Consider the following 20,504-nt stretch of genomic DNA (forward strand, 5'->3'; position numbering starts at 1 on the left):
CGTTAGGGCCCGCCGATCCCGGGTACTTCTGTGCGGTCGGTACGCCCCGTACCGCCCGTACGACGAGGGAGGTCGACGTGGAAGATTCGGTGGACCGGATCGCCGAACCCTGGGGCGGTCGGACCCCGTACTCGCGGCACGGAGCATGGCCGACCCGCGTGGACACCCACCTCGCCGAGGGCGTCACGGAGGACGAGGTCCAGCGGTGGGTGCAGTCGGCCTCGATCCTGCACTCCGACGGGGACGCGATGGACATCGCCGTCAAGGACGGCCGCATGGTCGGTGTGCGAGGAAGGGCGGTCGACCGGGTCAACCGGGGCCGGCTGGGGCCCAAGGACCTCTTCGCCTGGCAGGCCAACGCCTCGCCCGACCGGCTGACGAGGCCGCTGATCCGACAGGACGGACGGCTGGTGGAGACCGACTGGCCGACGGCGATGGACCGCGTCGTCGCCCGCTCCCGCGAGCTGCTGGAGGAACGCGGTCCGGGCTCCATCGGCTTCTACACCACGGGTCAGCTGTTCCTGGAGGAGTACTACACGCTCGCGGTCCTCGCCCGGGCCGGCATCGGGACGAACCACCTCGACGGCAACACCCGACTGTGCACCTCCACCGCCGCGGAGGCCCTCAAGGAATCCTTCGGCTGCGACGGACAGCCGGGCAGCTACGACGACATCGACCACGCCGACGTGATCGCCCTGTTCGGGCACAACCTCGCCGAGACCCAGCCGGTGCAGTGGATGCGCGTACTGGACCGGCTGGAGGGGGCCGACCCGCCGCGGCTCGTCTGCGTCGATCCGCGGCCGACCCGGGTGGCACGCCGCGCCACGGTGCATCTGGCGCCGCGTCCCGGCACCAACGTGGCGCTCCTCAACGCGCTGCTGCACGAGACGATCCGTCACGACCGGGTGGACCACGAGTACATCGAGGCGCACACGGTCGGCTTCGAGGAACTCGCCGCACGCGTCAAGGACTGCACCGCCGAGTGGGCGGCCGCGATCTGCGACGTACCCGCCAGGCTGATCGTCGAGGCGGCGGAAGTCCTCGGTGGCGCCGACCGGCTGCTCTCCACGGTGCTGCAGGGCGTCTACCAGTCCCATCAGGCGACCGCGGCCGCCGTCCAGATCAACAACCTGCACCTGATCCGCGGGATGCTCGGACGGCCCGGCGCCGGCGTGCTGCAGATGAACGGGCAGCCGACCGCCCAGAACACCCGCGAGTGCGGCGCCAACGGCGACCTGCCGGGATTCCGGAATTGGGAGAACGACGAGCACGTGGCCGACCTGGCCAGGGTGTGGAACGTCGAACCGGCCACCATCCCGCACTACGCGCCGCCCACCCACGCCATGCAGATGTTCCGCTACGCGGAGCAGGGCTCCATCCGGATGCTGTGGATCAGCGGCACCAACCCGGCCGTCTCACTGCCCGAGCTCTCACGGATCCGCTCGATCCTCTCCGGTGAACGGCTGTTCGTGGTGGTGCAGGACCTGTTCCTGACCGAGACCGCCCAACTGGCCGACGTCGTCCTCCCCGCGGCGACCTGGGGCGAGAAGACCGGCACCTTCACCAACGCGGACCGCACGGTGCACCTGTCCGACAAGGCCGTGGAACCGCCCGGGGAGGCGCGGCCCGACCTGGACATCTTCCTCGACTACGCCGCCCGTATGGACTTCCGCGACAAGGACGGCGGCCCGCTGATCCCCTGGCGCGACCCCGAGTCGGCGTTCGACGCGTGGAAGCGCTGCAGCGCCGGCCGGCCCTGTGACTACACCGGTCTCTCGTACGGCCTGCTGCGCGGCGGCAGCGGTGTCCAGTGGCCCTGCACCGAGGACGATCCCTCCGGCACGCCGCGTCTGTACACCGACGGGATCAGCTGGGCGCACCCGGACCGCTGCGAGGCCTACGGCAAGGACCTGGTGACCGGCGCGTCCTCCGGCGTCGTCGAGTACCGCTCGCTCAACCCGGACGGAAAGGCCATGCTCAAGGCCGCCGAGTTCATGCCGCTGCACGAGGCGCCGAGCGAGGAGTACCCGTTCCAGCTGACGACCGGTCGCACCGTCTACCACTTCCACACGCGAACCAAGACCGGCCGCACACCCCAACTGAACGCGGCGGCGCCCGATGTGTGGGTGGAGATCTCCGAGGCCGACGCCGCCGCACGCGACCTCGCGGAGGGCGACCTCGTCGAGGTCGGCTCCCCGCGCGGCTCCCTGCGGGGGCGGCTGCGCGTCACCGGACTGCGGCGGGGAACGCTGTTCGTGCCCTTCCACTACGGCTACTGGGACACCCCCGCCGGCTTCGGCCCCAACGCCTCGGTCCCGGGCCGGGCCGCGAACGAGACCACCGTCACGGATTGGGACGCGGCCTCCAAGCAGCCGCTGTTCAAGACCGCCGCCGCGACGCTCACCCTCGTGGAGAAGGGCAGCGGGCGACACTCACCCGCCCCCACCACCACCGCCTCCGAGCCCGGCCGTGACTCCGGCGTCCCCGCGACGGAAGGCGGACCCGACGCCCGCGTGCGGCAGACGACGGACGACGGTTCCTCGCAGGAAGGGGGCCGGCAGTGAACGGCATCCGTCTCACTCTGCGTGTCCTCCACCACGGTGAGCGGCACCTGGCAGAGGAACTGCTCACCGTGGCGGACCGGCACAGCACGGAGCACGAGGTCCACCACGTCGCCAAGGACCTCGCGGGCTGGTCCCGGGAACACGTCGAACGGCTGGCCGTCACCGGTCGCGCCTACGGGCTCGAACTCGACGAATCGCCGGCGCAGCCCTCGCCCGGACTGCTGACACTGATGCGGCAGAAGGCGGCGCAGGCCGTCGGCCACCGGCCGGAGCCCGGCCTGCTGCTCCTGCGGGACCTGCGTGATCTGCATCTGGACGCCGCCGAGAACTCGCTCTCCTGGGAGATGCTCGCGCAGGTGGCGCAGGCATCGAAGGACACCCGGCTCCTCGAACTCGCCTCATCCTGCCACCCGCAGACGCTCCGGCAGATGCGCTGGACCAACACCATGATCAAGAACATCTCGCCGCAACTGCTGACGAGCCTGTGATGACGGAAGGACAGGGAACAGCGAAGGGGCCGGTGATGCTGATCACCGGGGCGTCCTCCGGGATCGGGGCCGCCGTCGCGACCCGCTTCGCCGCCGTGCCCGGCTGGCGCTTGCTCCTGCACGGACGCGACGCCGAGCGGCTGGACCACGTGGCGGCGCGCACGGGCGGAGCCCCGCTGCGGGCCGACCTGAGCGACCCGGCGAGCGCCGGCCGGATCGCCGCCGAGGCCATCGGATCCGCCGGCCGCGTGGACGTCCTGGTGGCGGCGGCCGGCGTCGGCTGGGCAGGGCCGTTCACCGCCATACCGGCTTCGGCGATCGACGAGGTGCTGGCCGTCGATCTGGCGTCCGTCGTGCACCTGGTGCATCAGCTCCTGCCGCAGATGGTCGAGCGGGGCAGGGGAAGGATCGTGCTGCTCGGTTCCATCGCCGGAGCGGTGGGCGTCGGCGACGAGGCGGTGTACTCGGCGGCCAAGGCGGCGCTGGGCACCTTCGCCGACAGTCTCGCGTACGAACTGAGAGGGACCGGCGTGACGATCTCCCTGGTGCTGCCGGGCATCGTCGACACGCCGTTCTTCGAACGGCGCGGCACCCCGCCCCGCCGCACCGGCCTGAAGCTCCTCACCCCGGAGCAGGTGGCCGAAGCGGTCTGGCGGGCGGTGATGCGGCGGCACCGGGCCGAGATCTTCCTGCCGCAGTGGCTGCGGCTGCCGGCGCGTATCCACGGAGCGGTGCCCCTCGTCTTCCGGCGCCTGGCCGAGCGCTTCGGCTGAGCCGTCGGGCTGTCGCCACCGCAGTGGCCTCGGCCCGTGCCCGGCCGGCCCTTCGGCTGAGCCTCGGCCCGTGCCCGGCCGACCGCTCCTGCTGAGCCGCGGTGCGGTCCGTCACCGCCCGCGCGGGCGTCAGGCGCCCGGCGGACCGCTTCCGGGCAAGGCGGCGACGAGGCGTGCCGCGTCGTCACGGAACAAGGCCGCGGCGCGTGCGACCTGACCGTCCCTCACGGGACCCGGCGCGACCAACTCGTCCACGCGGGCCAGTAGTTCGCCGATGCCGCCCGCCCACACCGTCACGCCCTCCGCCGCCATCGCGCGTACACCTTCGACACCGTGGCCGGCGATCGGACGGTAGCCGATGACGGGAACGCCCGCGGCGAGTGCCTGCACCGCCGTCTGGCCGGCCGCGTTGTCGATCAACAGCCTTACGTGGGACATCAGTTCCGGCAGATCGTCCACCCAGCCGAGCGCGACCGCGCCCGGTACCGCGGCCGCCCGGCGGCGCAGCCGTTCGTCGCGGCCGCACAGCAGCACGGGCAGGCAGCCGTGGCGCGCGAGCACCTCCGCTGTGCGCGTCAGCCCTGACCCGACGCCCCAGGCGCCGGTGCAGATCAGCACCGGCGGCCGGCCGTCGGCCCAGCCGGGCGGGTCCTGCGCGGCGGGACGGCCGAACTCCGGCGGCACCACCGGCCCGGGGGCGGTCGCCGGCCGGCCGGTCGCCGCGTGCACCGCCTCCGCGCACGTCCGCGTGACGCACAGGTACAGGTCGTTGCCGGGGTGGAGCCAGCCGCGGTGGACGGCGAAGTCGGTGACGAACACGGCGCTCGGGACAGCCAGGGTGCCGCGGTCGCGCATCCGGCCGGTGATCTGACCGGCCAGATGGAAGGTCGAGACCACGGCGTCGGGGCGCCGGTCGCGGACGAGCGCTGTCAGCCGGCCCTCCGCCAGCGCGGCGAGCGGGGCCATGTCCGTCACCGTGCCGCGGCGTGAGGGCGGACGGCCCGCGCCGCTCCACTGCTCGAGGAACACCGCGTGCACGCCCGCGTAGAGGCCCGGAACGTGCCGTACGGAGAACCGGTACGACGATCTCAGAGCCCGGCCGGTGCCGGGCGGCAGGAGGGTCAGCACGTCACGTACCAGCACCTCGTGGCCCGCTGCGGCGAGCCTGCGCCCCATTTCACCGGCGACCGCGTCGTGGCCGGCCCCCATGCCCGCGCTGAGCACCATGAAGCGCCCACCCATGGGGCCACCTCCTCGGCACGCCTGCGCCGGACAGATCCGTCGGTCCATGGTGGCCCCGAACCGGAGCCACCGGTGTCCGGGAAGGGCGCCGGGGGGACCGATCGGGTGAACCGGCGACCGCGGCGCCTGCTGTCGGGCGGCGCCCGGGCGGTTCCCCGACAGGCTGGACCCGTTACTCGACAGGCTGGACCCGCTCGGTCCGTGATCCGGGAGGTCCCCATGTTCCGTCGGTCCCGCGCCGCTTCGATCCCCGTGCCGGGCCCGGCGGACGGCAGCGGTCGGGCGGACCGCCCGGCGCACAGGCGGGACGTGGCGCGATGACGGCACTGTCCGTCGGCCTCGCACTGCTCGCCGCGCTCGCCAACGCCGCGGCCTCGGTGCTCCAGAGACGGGCCCTCGCGGACTCCGCCGGTACGACAGTCATGGCGCTGCTGCGCCGGCCGGGATGGATGTGGGGCGCGGCGATGCTCGTCCTGTCCGGGGCCCTCCAGGCACTGGCCCTGGCGACGGGGCCGCTCGCCGTAGTGCAACCGGTGATGAGTACGGAGCTGCTGTTCACCCTGGTGGTCGGAGGCATCGCCTTCCGGCGTCGACCCGACTCACGGACCCGGGTGGCCTTCGTGGCGATGGCGGTCGGCCTGGGCGGGTTCCTCGCACTTGCCGCCCCGTCGGGCGGCAGGGAGACGGTACCGGCCGCGGACTGGGCGTGGGCCGGGCTCTCGCTCGCCGCCGCGGTCGCCGTGCTCGTCGCGGTCTCGGTCCGGCTTCCGTCCGCCCCGCGCGCGGCCGTGCTGGGCACCGCGACCGCGATCGGCTTCTCCTGCACCGCCGTGCTGTTGAAGGACGCACTGGGCCGGCTGCCGGACGGTGTCGGCGCGGTGTTCGCGACATGGCAGTTGTACGTGGCCATGGGCGTCGGCCTGGGCAGCTTCCTGCTGCTCCAGGTGACGCTCCGGGCCGGCTCGCTGGCTGCCTCGCAGCCCGCTCTGACGCTCGGTGACGCGCTGCTGAGCGTGGTGCTGGGCGTGGTGCTGTTCCAGGAGAGCGTGCAACTGGGGTGGCGTACGCCGCTGGAGCTGGTGGCACTCGGACTGCTGATCGGCGGCTGTGTGGAACTGGCCAGGTCCCCGCTGCTGGCGGAGGACCCGGAGAGCGCGGAAGGTGCGGGGAAATGGTGATGCCCATGAACAGTGGATCCAAGGCCGCCCTGGCGGTGACGGGCACGGCGCTCCTCGTCGCCGGCGCACACATCGGGCCCGCGGCGACCTGGCTTCCCGGTGTACGCGGCGCCCTTGCCCCGGTCCTCGACGGGCGGGGGCACCGGGCCCGGGTGGCGCTGACGTTCGACGACGGCCCCGACCCCGCTACCACGCCGCATTTCCTGCGGGCCCTGGACGAACTCTCCGTACGGGCGACCTTCTTCGTGCTCGGCAGCCGGCTCGCACAGCACCCCGGACTGGGCAGGCGCATGGCAGCAGAGGGCCATGAACTGGCCGTGCACGGCTGGCACCACGAGCGGCCGTGGTACCCGCGGCCGTCGCGGGACACACGGGACCTGGCGCGGACGGCGGACCTGGTCGCGGAGGTCTCCGGGGAGCGGCCGCTCTGGTACCGGCCCGCCTACGGGATCCTCACCGGCGGGCGCTGGTACGCGGCCAGGGCCAACGCGCTGCGCCCGGTGCTGTGGACCTCCTGGGGCCGCGACTGGACGGCCGCGGCGACGCCCGGGAGCGTACGCGCGGAGTTGAACAGGACGCTGAAGGGCGGGGCGACGGTCCTGCTGCACGACTCCGACGCGCTGGGCGCCTCCGGCGCATGGCGCGCGGCACTGGGGGCGCTCGGCCCGCTCGTGGCGGACTGCCGGGCCCGCGGTCTGTCCGTCGGCCGACTCCGTGACCACGGCCTGCCCACTCGCTGACACTCGGGCCTGTTTCTGTCCGTTTGCATGCCCGAACCTGTTTACTTCCCCGTGGTTCGTGCGTAGCATCAGGGAAAACCACAGGCTCGGTCATGGAAACGGATGTAAAACCACATGTTCGCAGCGGAGCGTCAGCAGGAGATCATGCGCCTGGCTCGCGAAAGCGGTCGGGTGGATGTGCTGTCCCTCGCCGAGGAGTTCCAGGTCACCGCGGAAACCGTGCGGCGCGACCTGAAGGCCCTCGACCGGGCGGGGCTGGTGCGGCGTGTGCACGGGGGCGCCATCCCCGCCGGCAACCTCGACTTCGAGCCCGACCTCGCCGAACGCGACACGGTCGCCGCCGACGAGAAGGAACGGATCGCGCGCGCCGCGCTGGGCGAGCTGCCCGGAGACGGCAGCGTGATCCTGGACGCCGGCACCACGTCCGCACGACTGGCGGCCGGCATCCCGGTGGAGTCCCGGCTGACGGTCGTCACCCACGCGCTGCCCGTCGCCGCCCGCCTCGCCGACCACCCCGGCATCGCCCTCCATCTGGTCGGCGGGCGGGTCCGGCACCGCACCCGTGCCGCCGTCGACGCGTGGGCCCTGCGCGCCTACGGCGAGATCAAGGCCGACGCCGTCTTTCTCGCCACCAACGGCTTCGACGTCGAGGGCGGCCTGACCACCCCGGACCTCGCGGAGGCGGCCGTCAAGCGGGCCGCGATCGCCGCCGCGCGCCGGGTCGTCCTGCTGGCCGACTCCACCAAGTTCGGGCAGCAGCACTTCGCCCGCTTCGGTGACCTGGCGAACGTCGACCTGCTGATCACCGACACGGGCCTGAGCCCCGACGACGCCCGCTCCATCGAGCGGCAGGGCACGGAGGTCGTCCGCGCATGATCCTCACCGTCACTCCCAACCCCAGCCTGGACCGCACCTACGAACTGCCGTCCCTGGTGCGCGGAGCCGTGCTGCGCGCGGCCGTGGACCGGGTCGACCCCGGCGGCAAGGGCGTCAATGTCTCCCGGGCGGTGGCCGCCGCCGGCCACCGCACCGTCGCCGTCGTACCGCTCGGCGGGCCGGAGGGCGCACTGCTCGACCGGCTGCTCGGCGAGCACGGCATCGAGGCTGCCGGTGTCCCCGTCGCCGGTTCCACCCGGGTCAACATCACGCTCGTCGAGCGTGACGGCACCCTCACCAAGGTCAACGCGGCCGGACCCGACCTCGCCGCGGGGGAGGCGGAGGCACTGCTGGAGACCGTCCGCACCCGCTCGGCGGAGGCGGACTGGATCGCCTGCTGCGGAAGCCTGCCGCGCGGCCTCCGTCATGAGTGGTACGCCGAACTCGTGGCGCGCACCCACCGGGCCGGCGCCCGTGTCGCCCTCGACACCTCCGGCGCCGCCCTCACCGCAGCTCTGCGGGAGCGGCCCGACGTGGTCAAACCCAATGCGGAGGAACTCGCGGAAGCGGTCGGCCGCCCCCTCGCCACAGTCGGTGACGCCGTCAAGGCGGCGGAGGAACTGCGCGACCGGGGCGCGCGCGCGGTGCTGGCCAGCCTGGGAGCGGACGGTCAACTGCTCGTCGACGACACCGGCGTCTGGTTCGGCCACGCCCCCGCCGACGCCGTCCGCAGCAACGTCGGCGCCGGGGACGCCTCTCTCGCCGGCTTCCTCACCGCGGGCGGCGCCGGTCCCGTCGCCCTGGCGGCCGCCGTCGCCCACGGCACCGCCGCCGTGCAACTGCCGGGCAGCGCCATGCCGTCACCGGCCGACCTGGACACGGAAGCGGTGACGGTCACCGCTTCCGTCCCCCTCGATCGGGTCCTCGGGGAGCCGGCGTCATGACCGTCCGTCCCCGGCGGGCCGGCCGTCCCCCTCGTACCGGCACGCGGCCCTGCGGCCGTGTCGGCGCCGGGCCCCGCCCACCACGTCCCACCACCGCCCTCGGGCGGTTCGCGAGCAAGGAGCCGCGTGATGAGTGAGTTGATCACCGCAGAACTGGTCGACGTCGACCTGGCCGCCGAGACCAAGCAGGCCGCCGCGCGGTCCCTCGCGCAGCGGATGGTCGCGGCCGGCCGCGTCACCGACCTCGACGGCTTCCTCGCCGACGTGGCGGCCCGCGAGGCGCAGATGCCGACCGGCCTCGACGGCGGCATCGGCATTCCGCACTGCCGCAGCGAGCACGTCACCGCCCCCACCCTCGCCTTCGGCCGTAGTGCCGGGGGAATCGACTTCGGCGCCCCGGACGGGCCCGCCGACCTGATCTTCCTGATAGCGGCGCCGGCGGGAGCCGACGACGATCATCTGACGATTCTCTCCGCCCTAGCCCGGCGGCTCATGGACGCCCGGTTCACCACCGCACTGCGGGCCGAGCACGACCCGGCGGCCGTCGCGGCCCTGATCCGCGGCGAGGAGGCACCGGCTCCCGAGCAAGCTCTTGCGGAGAGCGCGGAGAGCGCGGAGAGCGCGGAGAGCGCGGACAGCGCGGACCCGGCGGAGGCACCTGGCCCGCCGGTCACGGCGGAGACCCACGCCCCGTTCCGGATCGTGGCCGTCACCTCCTGCCCCACCGGCATCGCCCACACGTACATGGCCGCCGAGGCGCTCCGCCAGGCAGGTCAGGCCGAAGGCGTCGAACTCGTCGTCGAGACCCAGGGCTCGGCCGGTTTCACCCGCCTCGACCCGGCCGTGATCGCGGCAGCCGACGGCGTGATCCTCGCCCATGACGTGGAGGTCAGGGAGCGGGAGCGGTTCGCCGGCAAGCCCACCGTCGACGTCGGTGTGAAGGCGGCCGTCAACCGGCCCGCCGAACTCGTCGCAGAGGTACGGGCGAAGGCCGAGCGCGGCGAGACCACCGCTCCGGCCGCCACCACCGCCCCCATGGACGCCGGTGCGCCGGGCGACCACTTCGGCATCCGGCTGCGTACATGGCTGATGACCGGCGTCAGTTACATGGTGCCGTTCGTCGCCGCGGGCGGTCTTCTCATCGCACTGGCCTTCGCCATCGGCGGGTACGAGATCAACAGCGCCCCGTCGGTCGCCGAGCACTTCGTGTGGACGGAGGCCACCAGCTGGGCCGCCCTGCTCTTCCAGGTCGGCGGCGCCGCCTTCGGCTTCCTGGTCCCCGTCCTCGCCGGATACATCGCGTACGGCATGGTCGACCGGCCCGGACTCGTACCCGGCATCGTGGGCGGCGCCATCGCCGTCACCGTCAACGCGGGCTTCCTCGGCGGTCTTGCCGCCGGTCTCATCGCGGGTGCGGTCGTGATGGCGATCCAGCGGGTTCACGTGCCGACCGTGCTGCGCGGTGTGATGCCGGTGGTCGTGATCCCGCTGATCTCCGCCGCCGTCGTCGGATTCCTGATGTTCATCGTCGTCGGCAAGCCGATCGCCTCGCTGCAGAAGGCCATGACCGACTGGCTGAGCGGCCTCTCCGGCGGAAACGCCGTGCTGCTCGGCGTCCTGCTCGGCCTGATGATGTGCTTCGACCTCGGCGGCCCTGTCAACAAGGTGGCCTACGCCTTCGCGGTGGGCGGCCTCGCGACCCCCACCGACGGCAGCCTGAAGGTCATGGCCGCGGTGATGGCCGCCGGAATGGTCCCGCCGCTCGGCATGGCCCTCGCGACGACCGTGCGCGCGAAGCTGTTCACCAAGGCGGAGCAGGACAACGGCAAGGCGGCCTGGGTCCTCGGCGCCTCGTTCATCAGCGAGGGCGCGATCCCGTTCGCCGCGGCCGACCCGCTGCGGGTCATTCCGTCCGCGATGGCGGGCGGCGCGGTGACGGGCGCCCTCTCGATGGCGTTCGGCGCCACGCTGCGGGCACCGCACGGCGGCATCTTCGTCGTCCCGCTGATCGGCCGGCCACTCATGTACCTGCTGGCCATCGCCGCCGGCACCGTGGTCACCGCCGCCCTGGTGGTCCTCCTCAAGAGCCGCCGCAAGCCGGCCGCTCCGGCGGCCACGCCGCCTGCCGTCCTCGAGGCCGCGGACCCCAAGGTCCCGGCCGCCGTCTGAAGCCGCAGCCGTCCGAAACCCCCGGCCCGGTCCGTCCCGGGCCTGCCGGAACGCTTCCCGGCAGGCCCGAGGGCGGGACGGGACCGGCCCCCGGACCGGTCCGTGAACAGGTCCCCGGACAGATCTGGGACCGGCCCCCGGCGACCGGGCCGTGAACAGGCCCCGGACAGGTTCGGGAACAGGCCTCGGACAGATCCGCGGACGGATGCCCTGACCCTCGCCGGGCCAGGACCCGCCCACCCGCCCACCGGCCCAGCGTTGTGCCCTCCGCGGCGGACACACGACCGGAAGCCCTCGCCCCCCATCCCGTAGGAGTGTCATCCCCATGCCCCAGCGCACTGTCGTCATCGGCTCCCGCTCCGGACTCCACGCCCGGCCCGCCTCGGTCTTCGTCCAGGCCGCCGCCCGCCAGCCCGTCAGGGTGACCGTGGCCCGCGACGGAGGGGCACCGGTCGACGCCCGCAGCCTGCTGTCGGTGCTCGCCCTCGGAGCCCGGCACGGGGAACCCCTGGTGCTGTCGGCAGAAGGCGACGGCGCCGAGGCCGCCCTCGAGGAACTGGCCACGCTCGTCGCAGCCGACCTCGACGCCCAGGAGCAGCGGTGACCGCCGGCACGACGACCTCCGTCGCCCGCGCGAACGCGGCCACCGGGGTGATCGACGGCATCGGCGTCGGTGGCGGCAGTGCCTCCGGGCCCGTCGCCCGGATGGCCCAGCCGTCCGTGCTGCCGCCGCCGCGCACCGTGGATCCGGCCGACGTACCGGCCGAGGCGGCAGCGGCCCGGGCCGCGCTCGCGCGGGTCGCCGCGGACCTGGAGGAGCGGGCGGCCGCGGTCGGCGGCGACGCGGCGCAGGTTCTCTCCGCCCAGGCGATGATGGCCGCCGACCCGACGCTTGCCGACCAGGTCGGCGAACTCGTGGCCGGCGGGGCCGACGCGGCCCACGCGCTCGACAGGGCGTTCCGCGCCTTCCGCGCGTCGCTCGAGGCGGCCGGCGGCTACTTCGCCGAACGCGTCGCCGACCTCGACGACCTCCGCCACCGGTCGGTCGCGGCCGTGCAGGGCCTCGCGATGCCCGGCCTGCCGGCACCCGGCCACCCGTACGTCCTCGTCGCGGACGATCTCGCTCCCGCCGACACCGCTCTGCTCGACCCGGCCGAGGTTCTCGCCCTGGTCACCGAACGTGGCGGCCCGACCAGCCACACGGCCATCCTCGCGAAGATCCTCGGCCTGCCGGCCGTCGTCGGCTGCGCCGCCGCCGCGGCGCTGACGGACGGCACGCCCGTGCTCGTCGACGGCGCGTCCGGCACGGTCGTGACCGACCCGGACCCGGCCATCGTCGCCGAGGCCGCCGCGCGGGACGAACGACGTCGCCAGGCCGCGGCCCGGGTCAGCGGCCCCGGCCGGACCGCCGACGGGCACGCGGTCAAACTGCTGGTCAACCTGGGCGCCTTGCAGGAACTGAACGCCGCCGCGGCGGCCGACAGCGAGGGCGTGGGGCTGTTCCGCACCGAGTTCCTCTACCTCGACCGTGAGCAGGCCCCCACCGCGGAGGAGCAGACGGACGCCTACCGCACGGTCTTCAACGGCTTCCCCGGGCGCCGGGTCGTCGTGCGGACCCTGGACGCGGGGGCCGACAAGCCACTGCCGTTCGTCACCGCGGACGACGAGCAGAACCCCGCCCTCGGTGTGCGTGGCCTGCGAACCTCGCGCCGTGACCCGGAGCTGCTCGAGACGCAGCTCGCCGCGATCGCCGAAGCGGCGCAGCACACGGAGGCCGACGTATGGGTGATGGCGCCCATGGTCTCCGTGCCCGGTGAGGCAGCGGGCTTCACGGCACGGGTGCGCGCCCACGGACTGCGGACCGCAGGCGCCATGGTCGAGGTTCCTGCCGCGGCACTGCGGGCGAAAGACCTTGCCCGGCAGTGCGACTTCCTCAGCATCGGCACCAACGACCTGGCCCAGTACGCGTTCGCAGCCGACCGCACCCTGGGCACGCTGGCCGAATTCCTGGACCCGTGGCAGCCGGCCCTGCTCGAGCTCGTGCGCACGGCCGCCGTGGCGGGAGCCGCCTGCGACCGCCCCGTCGGGGTCTGCGGCGAAGCCGCGGCCGACCCGCTGCTCGCCCTGGTCCTCGTCGGTCTGGGCGTGAGCAGTCTCTCGGCCGCGCCTAGCTGCCTGGGTGACGTCCGTGCCACCCTGGCGGCGCACACCCTGGACGACTGCCGGCGGCTCGCCGGACTAGCGCTTGCGGCCCCGGACGCGACGGCGGCGCGCGCGGCCGTGCGGAAGGCTGCGGCGCAAGAAGTGCTCGCGTAGCCCTGCCCATGACCGGCGGGCAGGGGGCCTGTCCGCCGGTCCCGTGACGCCCCGGCGCGGCCCGGCCGGGCGCGGGCCGTTACCCGCGGCGTCCCCGCCCGGCCCGGTCGGTGGAGCAGCGCGCTGCCGCCCCGGATGCGAGCATGACGAGAGGGCCGTCGAGGACGAGCCCGCGCCGGTGCGGCGCAGGAGGAACGGGCGACCCGGGGATGGTGGGGCGTGAACGGCGCTGACCGGCCGCTGGAGCTCGACTTCCTGCGTGCCGTGTTCGAGAGCATGGGTGCCGGGCTGTTCATCACCGACACCTCGGGGCGGCTCACTGCCTCGAACCCTTGGGCCGACCGACTCCTCGACCGCGACACCACGCAGATGCTCGGTCAGGACCTCCACGACCTGCTGCACCGGCAGGCCGACGGCAGGACGATCCCGCGCGACGAGTGCCGTGTCCTGTCCGTGATGAAGACCGGCAGCCCCGCAGAGGGAAGCGACGAGTGCTACCTCCGGGCCGACGGCACGACCGTCCCGATCATCTGGGCCGCCACGCCCCTGGTGCGGCAGGGGAGGGTGGAGGGCGCGGTGATCGTCTTCCACGACTTCAGCCTGCAGCGCCGTGCCGCCGACCAGCAGGCGACGCACCTCATGGCCCTGGAGGAGCTCACCGAGCGGCTGACGATCGTCGCGGAGATCTCCGCGGTGCTCAGCTCCACCCTGGACGTCCCGAAGATGCTGCACCGGCTGGTGCGTCTGCTGGTGCCTGAGCTGGGCGACTGGGCGGTGGTCGATCTTCGTACGCATCCCGAGGCCGACGACCTGCGCAGGATCGTCGTGCGGTGCGAGGACCACGAAGGGGAGAACCACGGCCGGGAGGACGACGGACGGCCGGACACGCTGCTGGGTCCGTTGCCGCCGTTGACGGACACACCCTCCGCGTCGGCCCTCGCCCGTGTGATGCGGGGCGGCCGGCCGCTGCGGCTGGAGGCAGCGGACCTCGGCCCGCAGGCGCCACTCGCGCGGGCTCACCGGGACCTGTTCGACCGGCTCGGCGGGCACTCGGCGGTCGTGGTGCCGCTGAGCACCACGCGCCAGGTGTTCGGCGCGCTCACCGTGGCGCGCAGAGGCGAACGTCCGCCCTGCACGGAGGCCGACCTGCTGGTGCTGGCCGACATCGGCCGCCGGGCCGGCCTGGTGCTGGACAACGCCCAGCTGTTCGACCAGCAACGGCAGCTGGCGGAGACCATGCAGCGTCAGCTCCTCACGCCGCTGCCCCAGGTGGACCACCTCCAGATGGCCGCCCGCTACCAGCCGGCGGAGAGCGCCGCCGAGATCGGGGGCGACTGGTACGACGCCTTCCTCCTCGCCGACGGCGTCACGACGATGGTCATCGGCGACGTCGTGGGTCACGACCTGAAGGCCGCGGCCCACATGGCCGAGGTGCGCAACATGCTCCGCGCCCTCGCCTGGGACCGGCAGGAACCTCCCAGCCTCATCATGCGCCGTCTCGACGAGGCGATGACGAACACCAGCGACGCCCCCATGGCGACCGCCGTCTTCGCCCGGGTCGAGGGCGAGGAGGGAGGGCCGTGGCAGCTGCACTGGGTCAACGCCGGGCATCCGCCGCCGCTCCTCGTGACCTACGACGGACACGCCCGTTACCTGGAGGCGGGCCACGGACCCCTCCTCGGTATGGATTCCGCGCTGCATCTGGGCCTGGGGTGGCCGGACGCCCGTGAGGAGCTCCCCGCCCGGTCCACTCTGCTGCTCTACACCGACGGTCTGGTCGAGAGCCGGACCCGTTCCATCGACGGCGGACTCGCCCAGCTCCGCCGTCACGCCGCCGACCTCGCCCACCGGGACGTGGAGGACTTCTGCGACGAGCTCCTCACCCGCCTGTCACCCAGCGGCGACGACGTCGCCCTTCTCGCCCTGCGCATCCCGGAGCGCGGGGAGGGCCGGGACGACGGGCGGCCGCCGCGCCGGCACTCGCGCAGCCCGGCCGCGCCCAATCGGGCCGCTCCCGGGTCCCAGGTGGAGGACACGGAGGTGCGGGACACCTCCTGACACGGGGCGCCGCCCCGTACGCCGGGTCCGGACGGTCACCGTCCGGCCCGTGTCAGGAGGCCAGGCGCGCCGCGAGGAGGGCGACGTCGTCGTGGAAGGCGTAGTGGCCGTGGGCGAGGAGCGCGTCGCAGAGCTCGGACAGAGGGGCGGAGGCGCGCACGGCCGCGATGCCGGTGGCGTCGGCCATCCCCTCGTCGATGGACCGGCGGGGGTGCTCGACCAGCCCGTCCGTGTGCAGCAGCAGCGTGCTGCCGGGCGGCAGGATCTCCGCCTGGTCCTCGCGGTCCATCGCCGGATCGACGCCCAGCGGCAGGCCGGTGTCCGTCTCCAGATAGCGGGCCCGGTGGTCCGGAGTGACCACGAGCGGCGGCAGATGTCCCGCACTGGACCAGTACAGCCGCTTGCCGTGGGCGCTGGGCTCGAGCCTGGCGATGATGACGGTGGCCATCGGGCCGCCGTGCAGTTCGTGCAGGACCTCGTCGAGCCGGCGCAGGATGCGGCTCGGAGGCTCCTCCTCCTCGAACGCGATCACCCGCAGCATGTTGCTGATCTGGCTCATCACGGTGGCCGCTTCCAGGCCGTGGCCCATCACGTCCCCGACCATCAGGCACGGCACGCGGCCCGGCAGCCGGACGAGGTCGTACCAGTCGCCCCCGATCCGCGGCGCCTCCGTGGAGGGCTGGTACCTGGCCTCGAGCTCGAGGTCCTCACGGCGGGGCATCCGGGGCAGCAGCCTGCGCTGGAAGTCCTCCGTGGCGTGCCTCAACCGGTCGTACAGTCGAAAAGCCCTTCGCCCGGTGTCGTGGCGGGCCGCTCTTCACGCGGCGGGTACCCGCCCGGGAGCGACTCATGGCGGCGGGGGAGGCACGGAGCTCCCGGCGGTGTCGTCCGCCCGTGGGCGCCCACAACAGTCGCGGTGCCGCGGCGCGTGCGGAACCGTCCCGCGGGCACGTGCACGCCGCAGGCTTCGGCGCGCAGAACACGGGGTACGCGGCAATCCTTAATCGCGTGGCTCCCACCGCCGGGCGGCGAGAGCGCCCGCGTCCGCGGGGCCACTGAGCAGGGAGGACAGACATGGACGTACGCGAGGGTCCCGCACCGTCCGACCGGTTCGGCGATCCGGGCCCGCGGCCGTGACCGGGCCCCGCTGGCGCGGTGTCGACGCCGTCGTCCTCGACACGGACGGCGTCATCACCGACTCCGCCCGGATCCATGCCGCGGCCTGGAAGACGGCCTTCGACGCCTGCCTGCGCGTCCACCCGCCGGACGACCCCGCGGCCCGCCGGCCCTTCGACGTCCGGGACGACTACCTGCGCCACGTCGACGGCCGCTCGCGCCAGGACGGGGCCGCGGCGTTCCTGGCCTCGCGCGGGCTCCGGCTGCCCAAGGGGAGCCCCGACGATGCACCGGGCACGGACACGGTGGGCGCCGTCGCCGCGTACAAGGAGCGGTTGTTCACCCAGCGGCTGCGCGAGCAGGGCATCGACGCCTATCCGGGCACCGCACGGCTGTTGCGGTTGCTGAGGGACCGCGCCGTTCCGCTGGCGGCGGTGTCGGCGTCCCGCCACGCTCGGGAACTGATCACCCGGGCCGGGGTCCTGCCGTGCTTCGACGTCCTGGTCGACGGAGCGGAGGCGGCCCGCCTGCGGCTGCCGGGCAAGCCGGAGCCCGCGTTGTTCCTCGAGGCGGCCCGGCGGCTCGGCGTACCCCCGGAGCGGGCGGCCGTCGTGGAGGACGCCCTGGCCGGCGTCGAGGCGGGCAGACGCGGCGGGTTCGCCCTGGTGATCGGGGTGGACCGTACGGCGGGTCCGGGCACGGGCGACGCCCTGCTCGAGCACGGCGCGGACGTCGTCGTACGGGACCTCGCCGAACTTCTCCCCGCAGGCAGGGACCGGCCCTGCGAACCGGCCGTCCCCGCGGAACCCCCGACAGCCCCGGCCGCTCCCCAGCCCGAAGCGCCCCCGGAGGACTGACGATGCACGAGTGGATCTGGACGTACGAGGGTTACGACCCCGCGCGCGAGCGCCTGCGCGAGGCGCTGTGCACGCTCGGCAACGGCTACTTCGCCACACGGGGAGCCGCCCCCGAGTGCACCGCCGACGACACGCACTACCCGGGCACGTACGCGGCGGGCTGCTACAACCGTCTCACCTCGACCGTCGCCGGCCGGCAGGTCGAGAACGAGGACATGGTCAACCTGCCCAACTGGCTTCCCCTGCGCTTCCGTCTCTACCGCGTCGCCGGCGACGCGGCCTGGTTCACCCCGGACAGCACGGCGCTGGCAGAACACCGCCAGAGCCTCGATCTGCGGGCGGGCACCCTCGAGCGCACCATGCGCTACGTGGCCGAGGACGGCCGTGCCCTCACGGTGCGTCAGGTTCGGCTGGTCCACATGGCCGATCCACATCTTGCCGTGCTGCGCACCCAGTTCACGGCCGAAGGCTGGTCGGGGGACATCGAGGTCGAGGCCGCGCTCGACGGGGCGGTGACCAACAGCGGCGTGGCGCGCTACCGGGAGCTCAACGGCAGCCATCTCGTCCACGTCAACGCCGGTGACGGCGAGCCGGACACGATGTGGCTGCGCTGCCGCACCACCACCTCCGACGTCCGGATCGGTATGGCGGCCCGCACGGTCGCCGACGAGCCCACCGACGAGGAACGGGCCCGTACCGCCCATGAACCGCTGCGTGCCGTGCAGCTGCTGAGGCTGACCCTCCCGGGAGGTGTCACCCGTACGGTCGACAAGACCGTCGCGCTGCACACCTCGAGGGACGCCGCGATCAGCGACCCGCTCCACGCGGCCGTCGGCCGGGTCGGCCGGGCGCCGGGCTTCGAGGCGCTGCTGGAGTCGCACAGGGCGGCGTGGCGGCAACTGTGGCGCAGGGGTGAGCTGGACGTGCCGGGGGAGGCGGGCAGCATTCTGCGGCTGCACCTCTTCCATGTGCTGCAGACGCTGTCCCCGCACACGGCCGACCTCGACGTCGGTGTGCCGGCCCGCGGCTTGCACGGCGAGGCGTACCGCGGCCATATCTTCTGGGACGAGCTGTTCGTCCTGCCGTATCTGAACCTGCACTTCCCCGAGGTCTCCCGCGCCTTGCTCATGTACCGCTACCGCCGGCTGGAACAGGCCCGCGTGCTGGCCCGCGACGCCGGTCACACCGGCGCCATGTACCCGTGGCAGAGTGGCAGCGACGGCCGCGAGGAGACACAGGAGCTGCATCTCAATCCCCGGTCCGGCCGCTGGCTGCCGGACCACTCCCGCCTCCAGCACCATGTCGGGTCCGCCATCGCGTACAACGTGTGGCAGTACTGCGAGGCGAGCGGCGACGCGGAGTTCCTGCACACCAAGGGCGCGGAGATGCTCACCCAGGTCGCGCGGTTCTGGGCCGGATTCGCGCAGTACGACGAGCAGTTGGAGCGCTACCGCATCCGCGGCGTCGTAGGTCCGGACGAGTACCACGAGGGGTACCCCGGCTCCTGCCTGCCGGGGCTCGACGACAACGCCTATACGAATGTCACCGCCGTGTGGGTGCTGGCCCGAGCCCTTGAGGTGGTGCGAGAACTGCCGGAGCCGCGCCGCCGTGAACTGTACGAGCGCATCGGCCTCGACCGCGGGGAGCTCGCCCGCTGGGAGGAGGTGTCGCGCCGGATGTACGTACCCTTCCATGACGGTGTCATCAGCCAGTTCCACGGCTACGGCGACCTGGAGGAGCTCGACTGGGACGGCCTGCGCGCCCGGCACGGGAACATCCGCCGCCTCGACCGGGTGCTGGAGGCGGAGAACGACAGCGTCAACCGCTACAAGGCCTCCAAGCAGGCCGACGTCCTGATGCTGGGCTACCTCTTCTCGCCGGTCGAACTGCGGGGCCTCTTCCGGAGGTTGGGCCATGAACTCGAAGAGGAGACCTGGCACCGGACGGTCGACTACTACCTGAAGCGCACCAGTCACGGCTCCACGCTGAGCGGCCTGGTCCACGGCTGGCTGCTGGCGCGCCAACGGCGCGAGGACGCGTGGACCTACGTGAAGGAGGCACTGGAGGGCGACATCGCCGATCTCCAGGGCGGCACCACGGAGGAAGGCATCCACCTCGGGGCGATGGCGGGCACGCTCGACCTGGTGCAGCGTGGTCTGACCGGGATGGAGACCCGTGGCGGAGCGCTGTGGTTCGACCCCGTGCACTCGCCACAGCTCGCCGAGTACGGCTTCTCCGTCCGCTACCACGGCCATTGGGGCGTGAGGGTGCGGATGCGGCCCGGAGAACTGCACATCGGCGTGCCGGCCTCCGACGGGGGACCGATCGAAGTGCGGCTCACGGACCGGACGGTGTCGGTCGAGCCGGGCGGCTCCCGGCTGCTGATGCTGCCCGACGACGGGCACCGGCCCGCGCCCTGACCGCGCCTCCCACCAACGGGGCGCACGGGCCCTCGTCCTGTACGGCACCTCCGCCTCCGCGGCGACCGGTCGGAGGCCGTCGGCCGGTCGTGGCTCAGCCGGAGTCCTGCTGTCCCGGCAGAGGCAGGCATGCCCAGACGGTTTTGCCCGCAGGAGGTGCCGGCCGCCAGGACCAGCTGTCGCTCAGCGAGTCGACCAGCAGCAGGCCGCGGCCTCCCGAGGCGGCCGGGCCGGGATCACCCAGGCGAGGCGGCGCCGGACTGGGGTCGGTCACCGCGCAGACCAGGTGGGTGCTGTAGCGGAAGAGTCCGAGCCAGACCGGGTACTCGTCGGTGCGCGGCGCGGCGGGCGGAAGGGCGTGCCGGACCGCGTTGCCGACGAGCTCGCTGACGATCAGTTCGACGTCCGTCACCAGCGGCCGCAGGGCCCACCCGTGAAGGGTGTTCGCGGCGAACTTCCGCGCCTGTCCAGCGTTCCTCGGGCGGCCGTCCAGCCCGCATGCGGAGAAGCCGCCGGGGACGACAGGTTCTTCCGTGGCGTACTCCGGCGCGTCGGTGGGCATGCCGGGCGGACGTTTCACGCCAGATTGCGTGAGACCGCTCGTGAACCCACGCCGTGCATCGGTTCCGGAGAGCGCCGGCATGTGAGTCGTCACTGGTCATGTCTCCCTGCAGGCTTTGCCGTTCGACAGCAGACGCAGGGCGAGTATTGTCGAGCCGACCCGCGGATGCAATTGCAGATGGGATTGCATCCGCGGGTACAG

16 protein-coding genes are annotated in these 20,504 nt (G+C 73.3%); 13 read left to right on the plus strand and 3 right to left on the minus strand.

Annotation, left to right across the window (positions count from 1 at the left end):
- The first annotated feature begins 77 nt into the window (after positions 1–77).
- Genes GLX30_RS33380 through GLX30_RS33390 form a run of 3 tightly spaced genes read left to right on the plus strand, consistent with a single transcriptional unit; the run spans position 78 to position 3,825 of the window.
- Entirely contained in the window at positions 78–2,564 is a 2,487-nt protein-coding gene (locus tag GLX30_RS33380; protein WP_159694635.1) for a nitrate reductase, read from the plus strand.
- Complete coding sequence (locus GLX30_RS33385) at positions 2,561–3,052, plus strand: hypothetical protein (RefSeq protein ID WP_159694636.1); 492 nt, start codon at positions 2,561–2,563, stop codon at positions 3,050–3,052. Before GLX30_RS33380 ends, GLX30_RS33385 begins: the two co-directional genes overlap by 4 nt.
- On the plus strand, positions 3,052–3,825 hold the full coding sequence (locus tag GLX30_RS33390; protein ID WP_244258376.1) for an SDR family NAD(P)-dependent oxidoreductase: 774 nt from the start codon (positions 3,052–3,054) through the stop codon (positions 3,823–3,825). Before GLX30_RS33385 ends, GLX30_RS33390 begins: the two co-directional genes overlap by 1 nt.
- A 129-nt stretch (positions 3,826–3,954) precedes the next feature.
- On the opposite strand, the gene GLX30_RS33395 is transcribed toward GLX30_RS33390, so the two are convergent.
- Positions 3,955–5,067, minus strand: a complete 1,113-nt coding sequence (locus tag GLX30_RS33395; protein WP_159694637.1) for a galactosyldiacylglycerol synthase — start codon at positions 5,065–5,067, stop codon at positions 3,955–3,957.
- 317 nt (positions 5,068–5,384) lie between these two features.
- On the opposite strand from GLX30_RS33395, the gene GLX30_RS33400 reads away from it, so the two are divergent.
- The 8 genes from GLX30_RS33400 (at position 5,385) to GLX30_RS33435 (ending at position 15,348) form a co-directional block, all read left to right on the plus strand.
- Positions 5,385–6,245 (plus strand): DMT family transporter, encoded by an 861-nt coding sequence (locus tag GLX30_RS33400; protein WP_159694638.1) that lies wholly within the window; start codon positions 5,385–5,387, stop codon positions 6,243–6,245.
- A 5-nt stretch (positions 6,246–6,250) separates the two neighbouring features.
- Positions 6,251–6,985, plus strand: coding sequence for a polysaccharide deacetylase family protein (locus GLX30_RS33405; protein WP_159694639.1), 735 nt, complete (start codon positions 6,251–6,253; stop codon positions 6,983–6,985).
- Positions 6,986–7,099: 114 nt separating this feature from the next.
- A complete protein-coding gene (locus GLX30_RS33410) occupies positions 7,100–7,861 on the plus strand; it encodes a DeoR/GlpR family DNA-binding transcription regulator (protein ID WP_159694640.1) in 762 nt (253 codons plus the stop codon).
- On the plus strand, positions 7,858–8,805 hold the full coding sequence (pfkB, locus tag GLX30_RS33415) for a 1-phosphofructokinase (RefSeq protein WP_159694641.1): 948 nt from the start codon (positions 7,858–7,860) through the stop codon (positions 8,803–8,805). The genes GLX30_RS33410 and pfkB overlap by 4 nt, the downstream gene beginning before the upstream one ends.
- A gap of 129 nt (positions 8,806–8,934) precedes the next feature.
- Positions 8,935–10,974: a fructose-specific PTS transporter subunit EIIC gene (locus GLX30_RS33420; protein WP_159694642.1), complete on the plus strand. Its 2,040-nt coding sequence runs from the start codon at positions 8,935–8,937 to the stop codon at positions 10,972–10,974.
- Between the two features lie 325 nt (positions 10,975–11,299).
- Entirely contained in the window at positions 11,300–11,578 is a 279-nt protein-coding gene (locus GLX30_RS33425; protein WP_159694643.1) for an HPr family phosphocarrier protein, read from the plus strand.
- Positions 11,575–13,290 (plus strand): phosphoenolpyruvate--protein phosphotransferase, encoded by a 1,716-nt coding sequence (gene ptsP, locus GLX30_RS33430; protein ID WP_159694644.1) that lies wholly within the window; start codon positions 11,575–11,577, stop codon positions 13,288–13,290. Before GLX30_RS33425 ends, ptsP begins: the two co-directional genes overlap by 4 nt.
- A 219-nt stretch (positions 13,291–13,509) precedes the next feature.
- Positions 13,510–15,348, plus strand: coding sequence for a SpoIIE family protein phosphatase (locus tag GLX30_RS33435; RefSeq protein WP_159694645.1), 1,839 nt, complete (start codon positions 13,510–13,512; stop codon positions 15,346–15,348).
- 52 nt (positions 15,349–15,400) lie between these two features.
- Here the strand turns inward: GLX30_RS33435 and GLX30_RS33440 are convergent, their stop codons facing one another.
- Entirely contained in the window at positions 15,401–16,114 is a 714-nt protein-coding gene (locus GLX30_RS33440; protein ID WP_244258377.1) for a PP2C family protein-serine/threonine phosphatase, read from the minus strand.
- 367 nt (positions 16,115–16,481) lie between these two features.
- On the opposite strand from GLX30_RS33440, the gene GLX30_RS33445 reads away from it, so the two are divergent.
- Both GLX30_RS33445 and GLX30_RS33450 read left to right on the plus strand, forming a co-directional pair.
- On the plus strand, positions 16,482–17,321 hold the full coding sequence (locus GLX30_RS33445) for an HAD-IA family hydrolase (RefSeq protein WP_159694646.1): 840 nt from the start codon (positions 16,482–16,484) through the stop codon (positions 17,319–17,321).
- Between the two features lie 2 nt (positions 17,322–17,323).
- The gene (locus tag GLX30_RS33450; protein WP_159694647.1) at positions 17,324–19,741 is read left to right on the plus strand and encodes a glycosyl hydrolase family 65 protein; all 2,418 of its coding nucleotides are present in this window, start codon (positions 17,324–17,326) and stop codon (positions 19,739–19,741) included.
- A 94-nt stretch (positions 19,742–19,835) separates the two neighbouring features.
- Here the strand turns inward: GLX30_RS33450 and GLX30_RS33455 are convergent, their stop codons facing one another.
- Positions 19,836–20,321: an ATP-binding protein gene (locus GLX30_RS33455; protein WP_244258378.1), complete on the minus strand. Its 486-nt coding sequence runs from the start codon at positions 20,319–20,321 to the stop codon at positions 19,836–19,838.
- Positions 20,322–20,504: the final 183 nt, after the last annotated feature.

The sequence above is a fragment of the Streptomyces sp. Tu 2975 genome, from assembly GCF_009832925.1.
In the GTDB taxonomy this organism is placed as follows: Bacteria; Actinomycetota; Actinomycetes; order Streptomycetales; family Streptomycetaceae; genus Streptomyces.

What these genes read in the sequence shown, in the direction of transcription:
- GLX30_RS33390 (WP_244258376.1), top strand. Translation starts at nt 3,052, where the DNA reads ATGACGGAAGGACAGGGAACAGCGAAGGGGCCGGTGATGCTGATCACC.
- GLX30_RS33395 (WP_159694637.1), bottom strand. Translation starts at nt 5,067, where the DNA reads ATGGGTGGGCGCTTCATGGTGCTCAGCGCGGGCATGGGGGCCGGCCAC.
- GLX30_RS33400 (WP_159694638.1), top strand. Translation starts at nt 5,385, where the DNA reads ATGACGGCACTGTCCGTCGGCCTCGCACTGCTCGCCGCGCTCGCCAAC.
- GLX30_RS33405 (WP_159694639.1), top strand. Translation starts at nt 6,251, where the DNA reads ATGAACAGTGGATCCAAGGCCGCCCTGGCGGTGACGGGCACGGCGCTC.
- GLX30_RS33410 (WP_159694640.1), top strand. Translation starts at nt 7,100, where the DNA reads ATGTTCGCAGCGGAGCGTCAGCAGGAGATCATGCGCCTGGCTCGCGAA.
- pfkB (WP_159694641.1), top strand. Translation starts at nt 7,858, where the DNA reads ATGATCCTCACCGTCACTCCCAACCCCAGCCTGGACCGCACCTACGAA.
- GLX30_RS33420 (WP_159694642.1), top strand. Translation starts at nt 8,935, where the DNA reads ATGAGTGAGTTGATCACCGCAGAACTGGTCGACGTCGACCTGGCCGCC.
- GLX30_RS33425 (WP_159694643.1), top strand. Translation starts at nt 11,300, where the DNA reads ATGCCCCAGCGCACTGTCGTCATCGGCTCCCGCTCCGGACTCCACGCC.
- GLX30_RS33450 (WP_159694647.1), top strand. Translation starts at nt 17,324, where the DNA reads ATGCACGAGTGGATCTGGACGTACGAGGGTTACGACCCCGCGCGCGAG.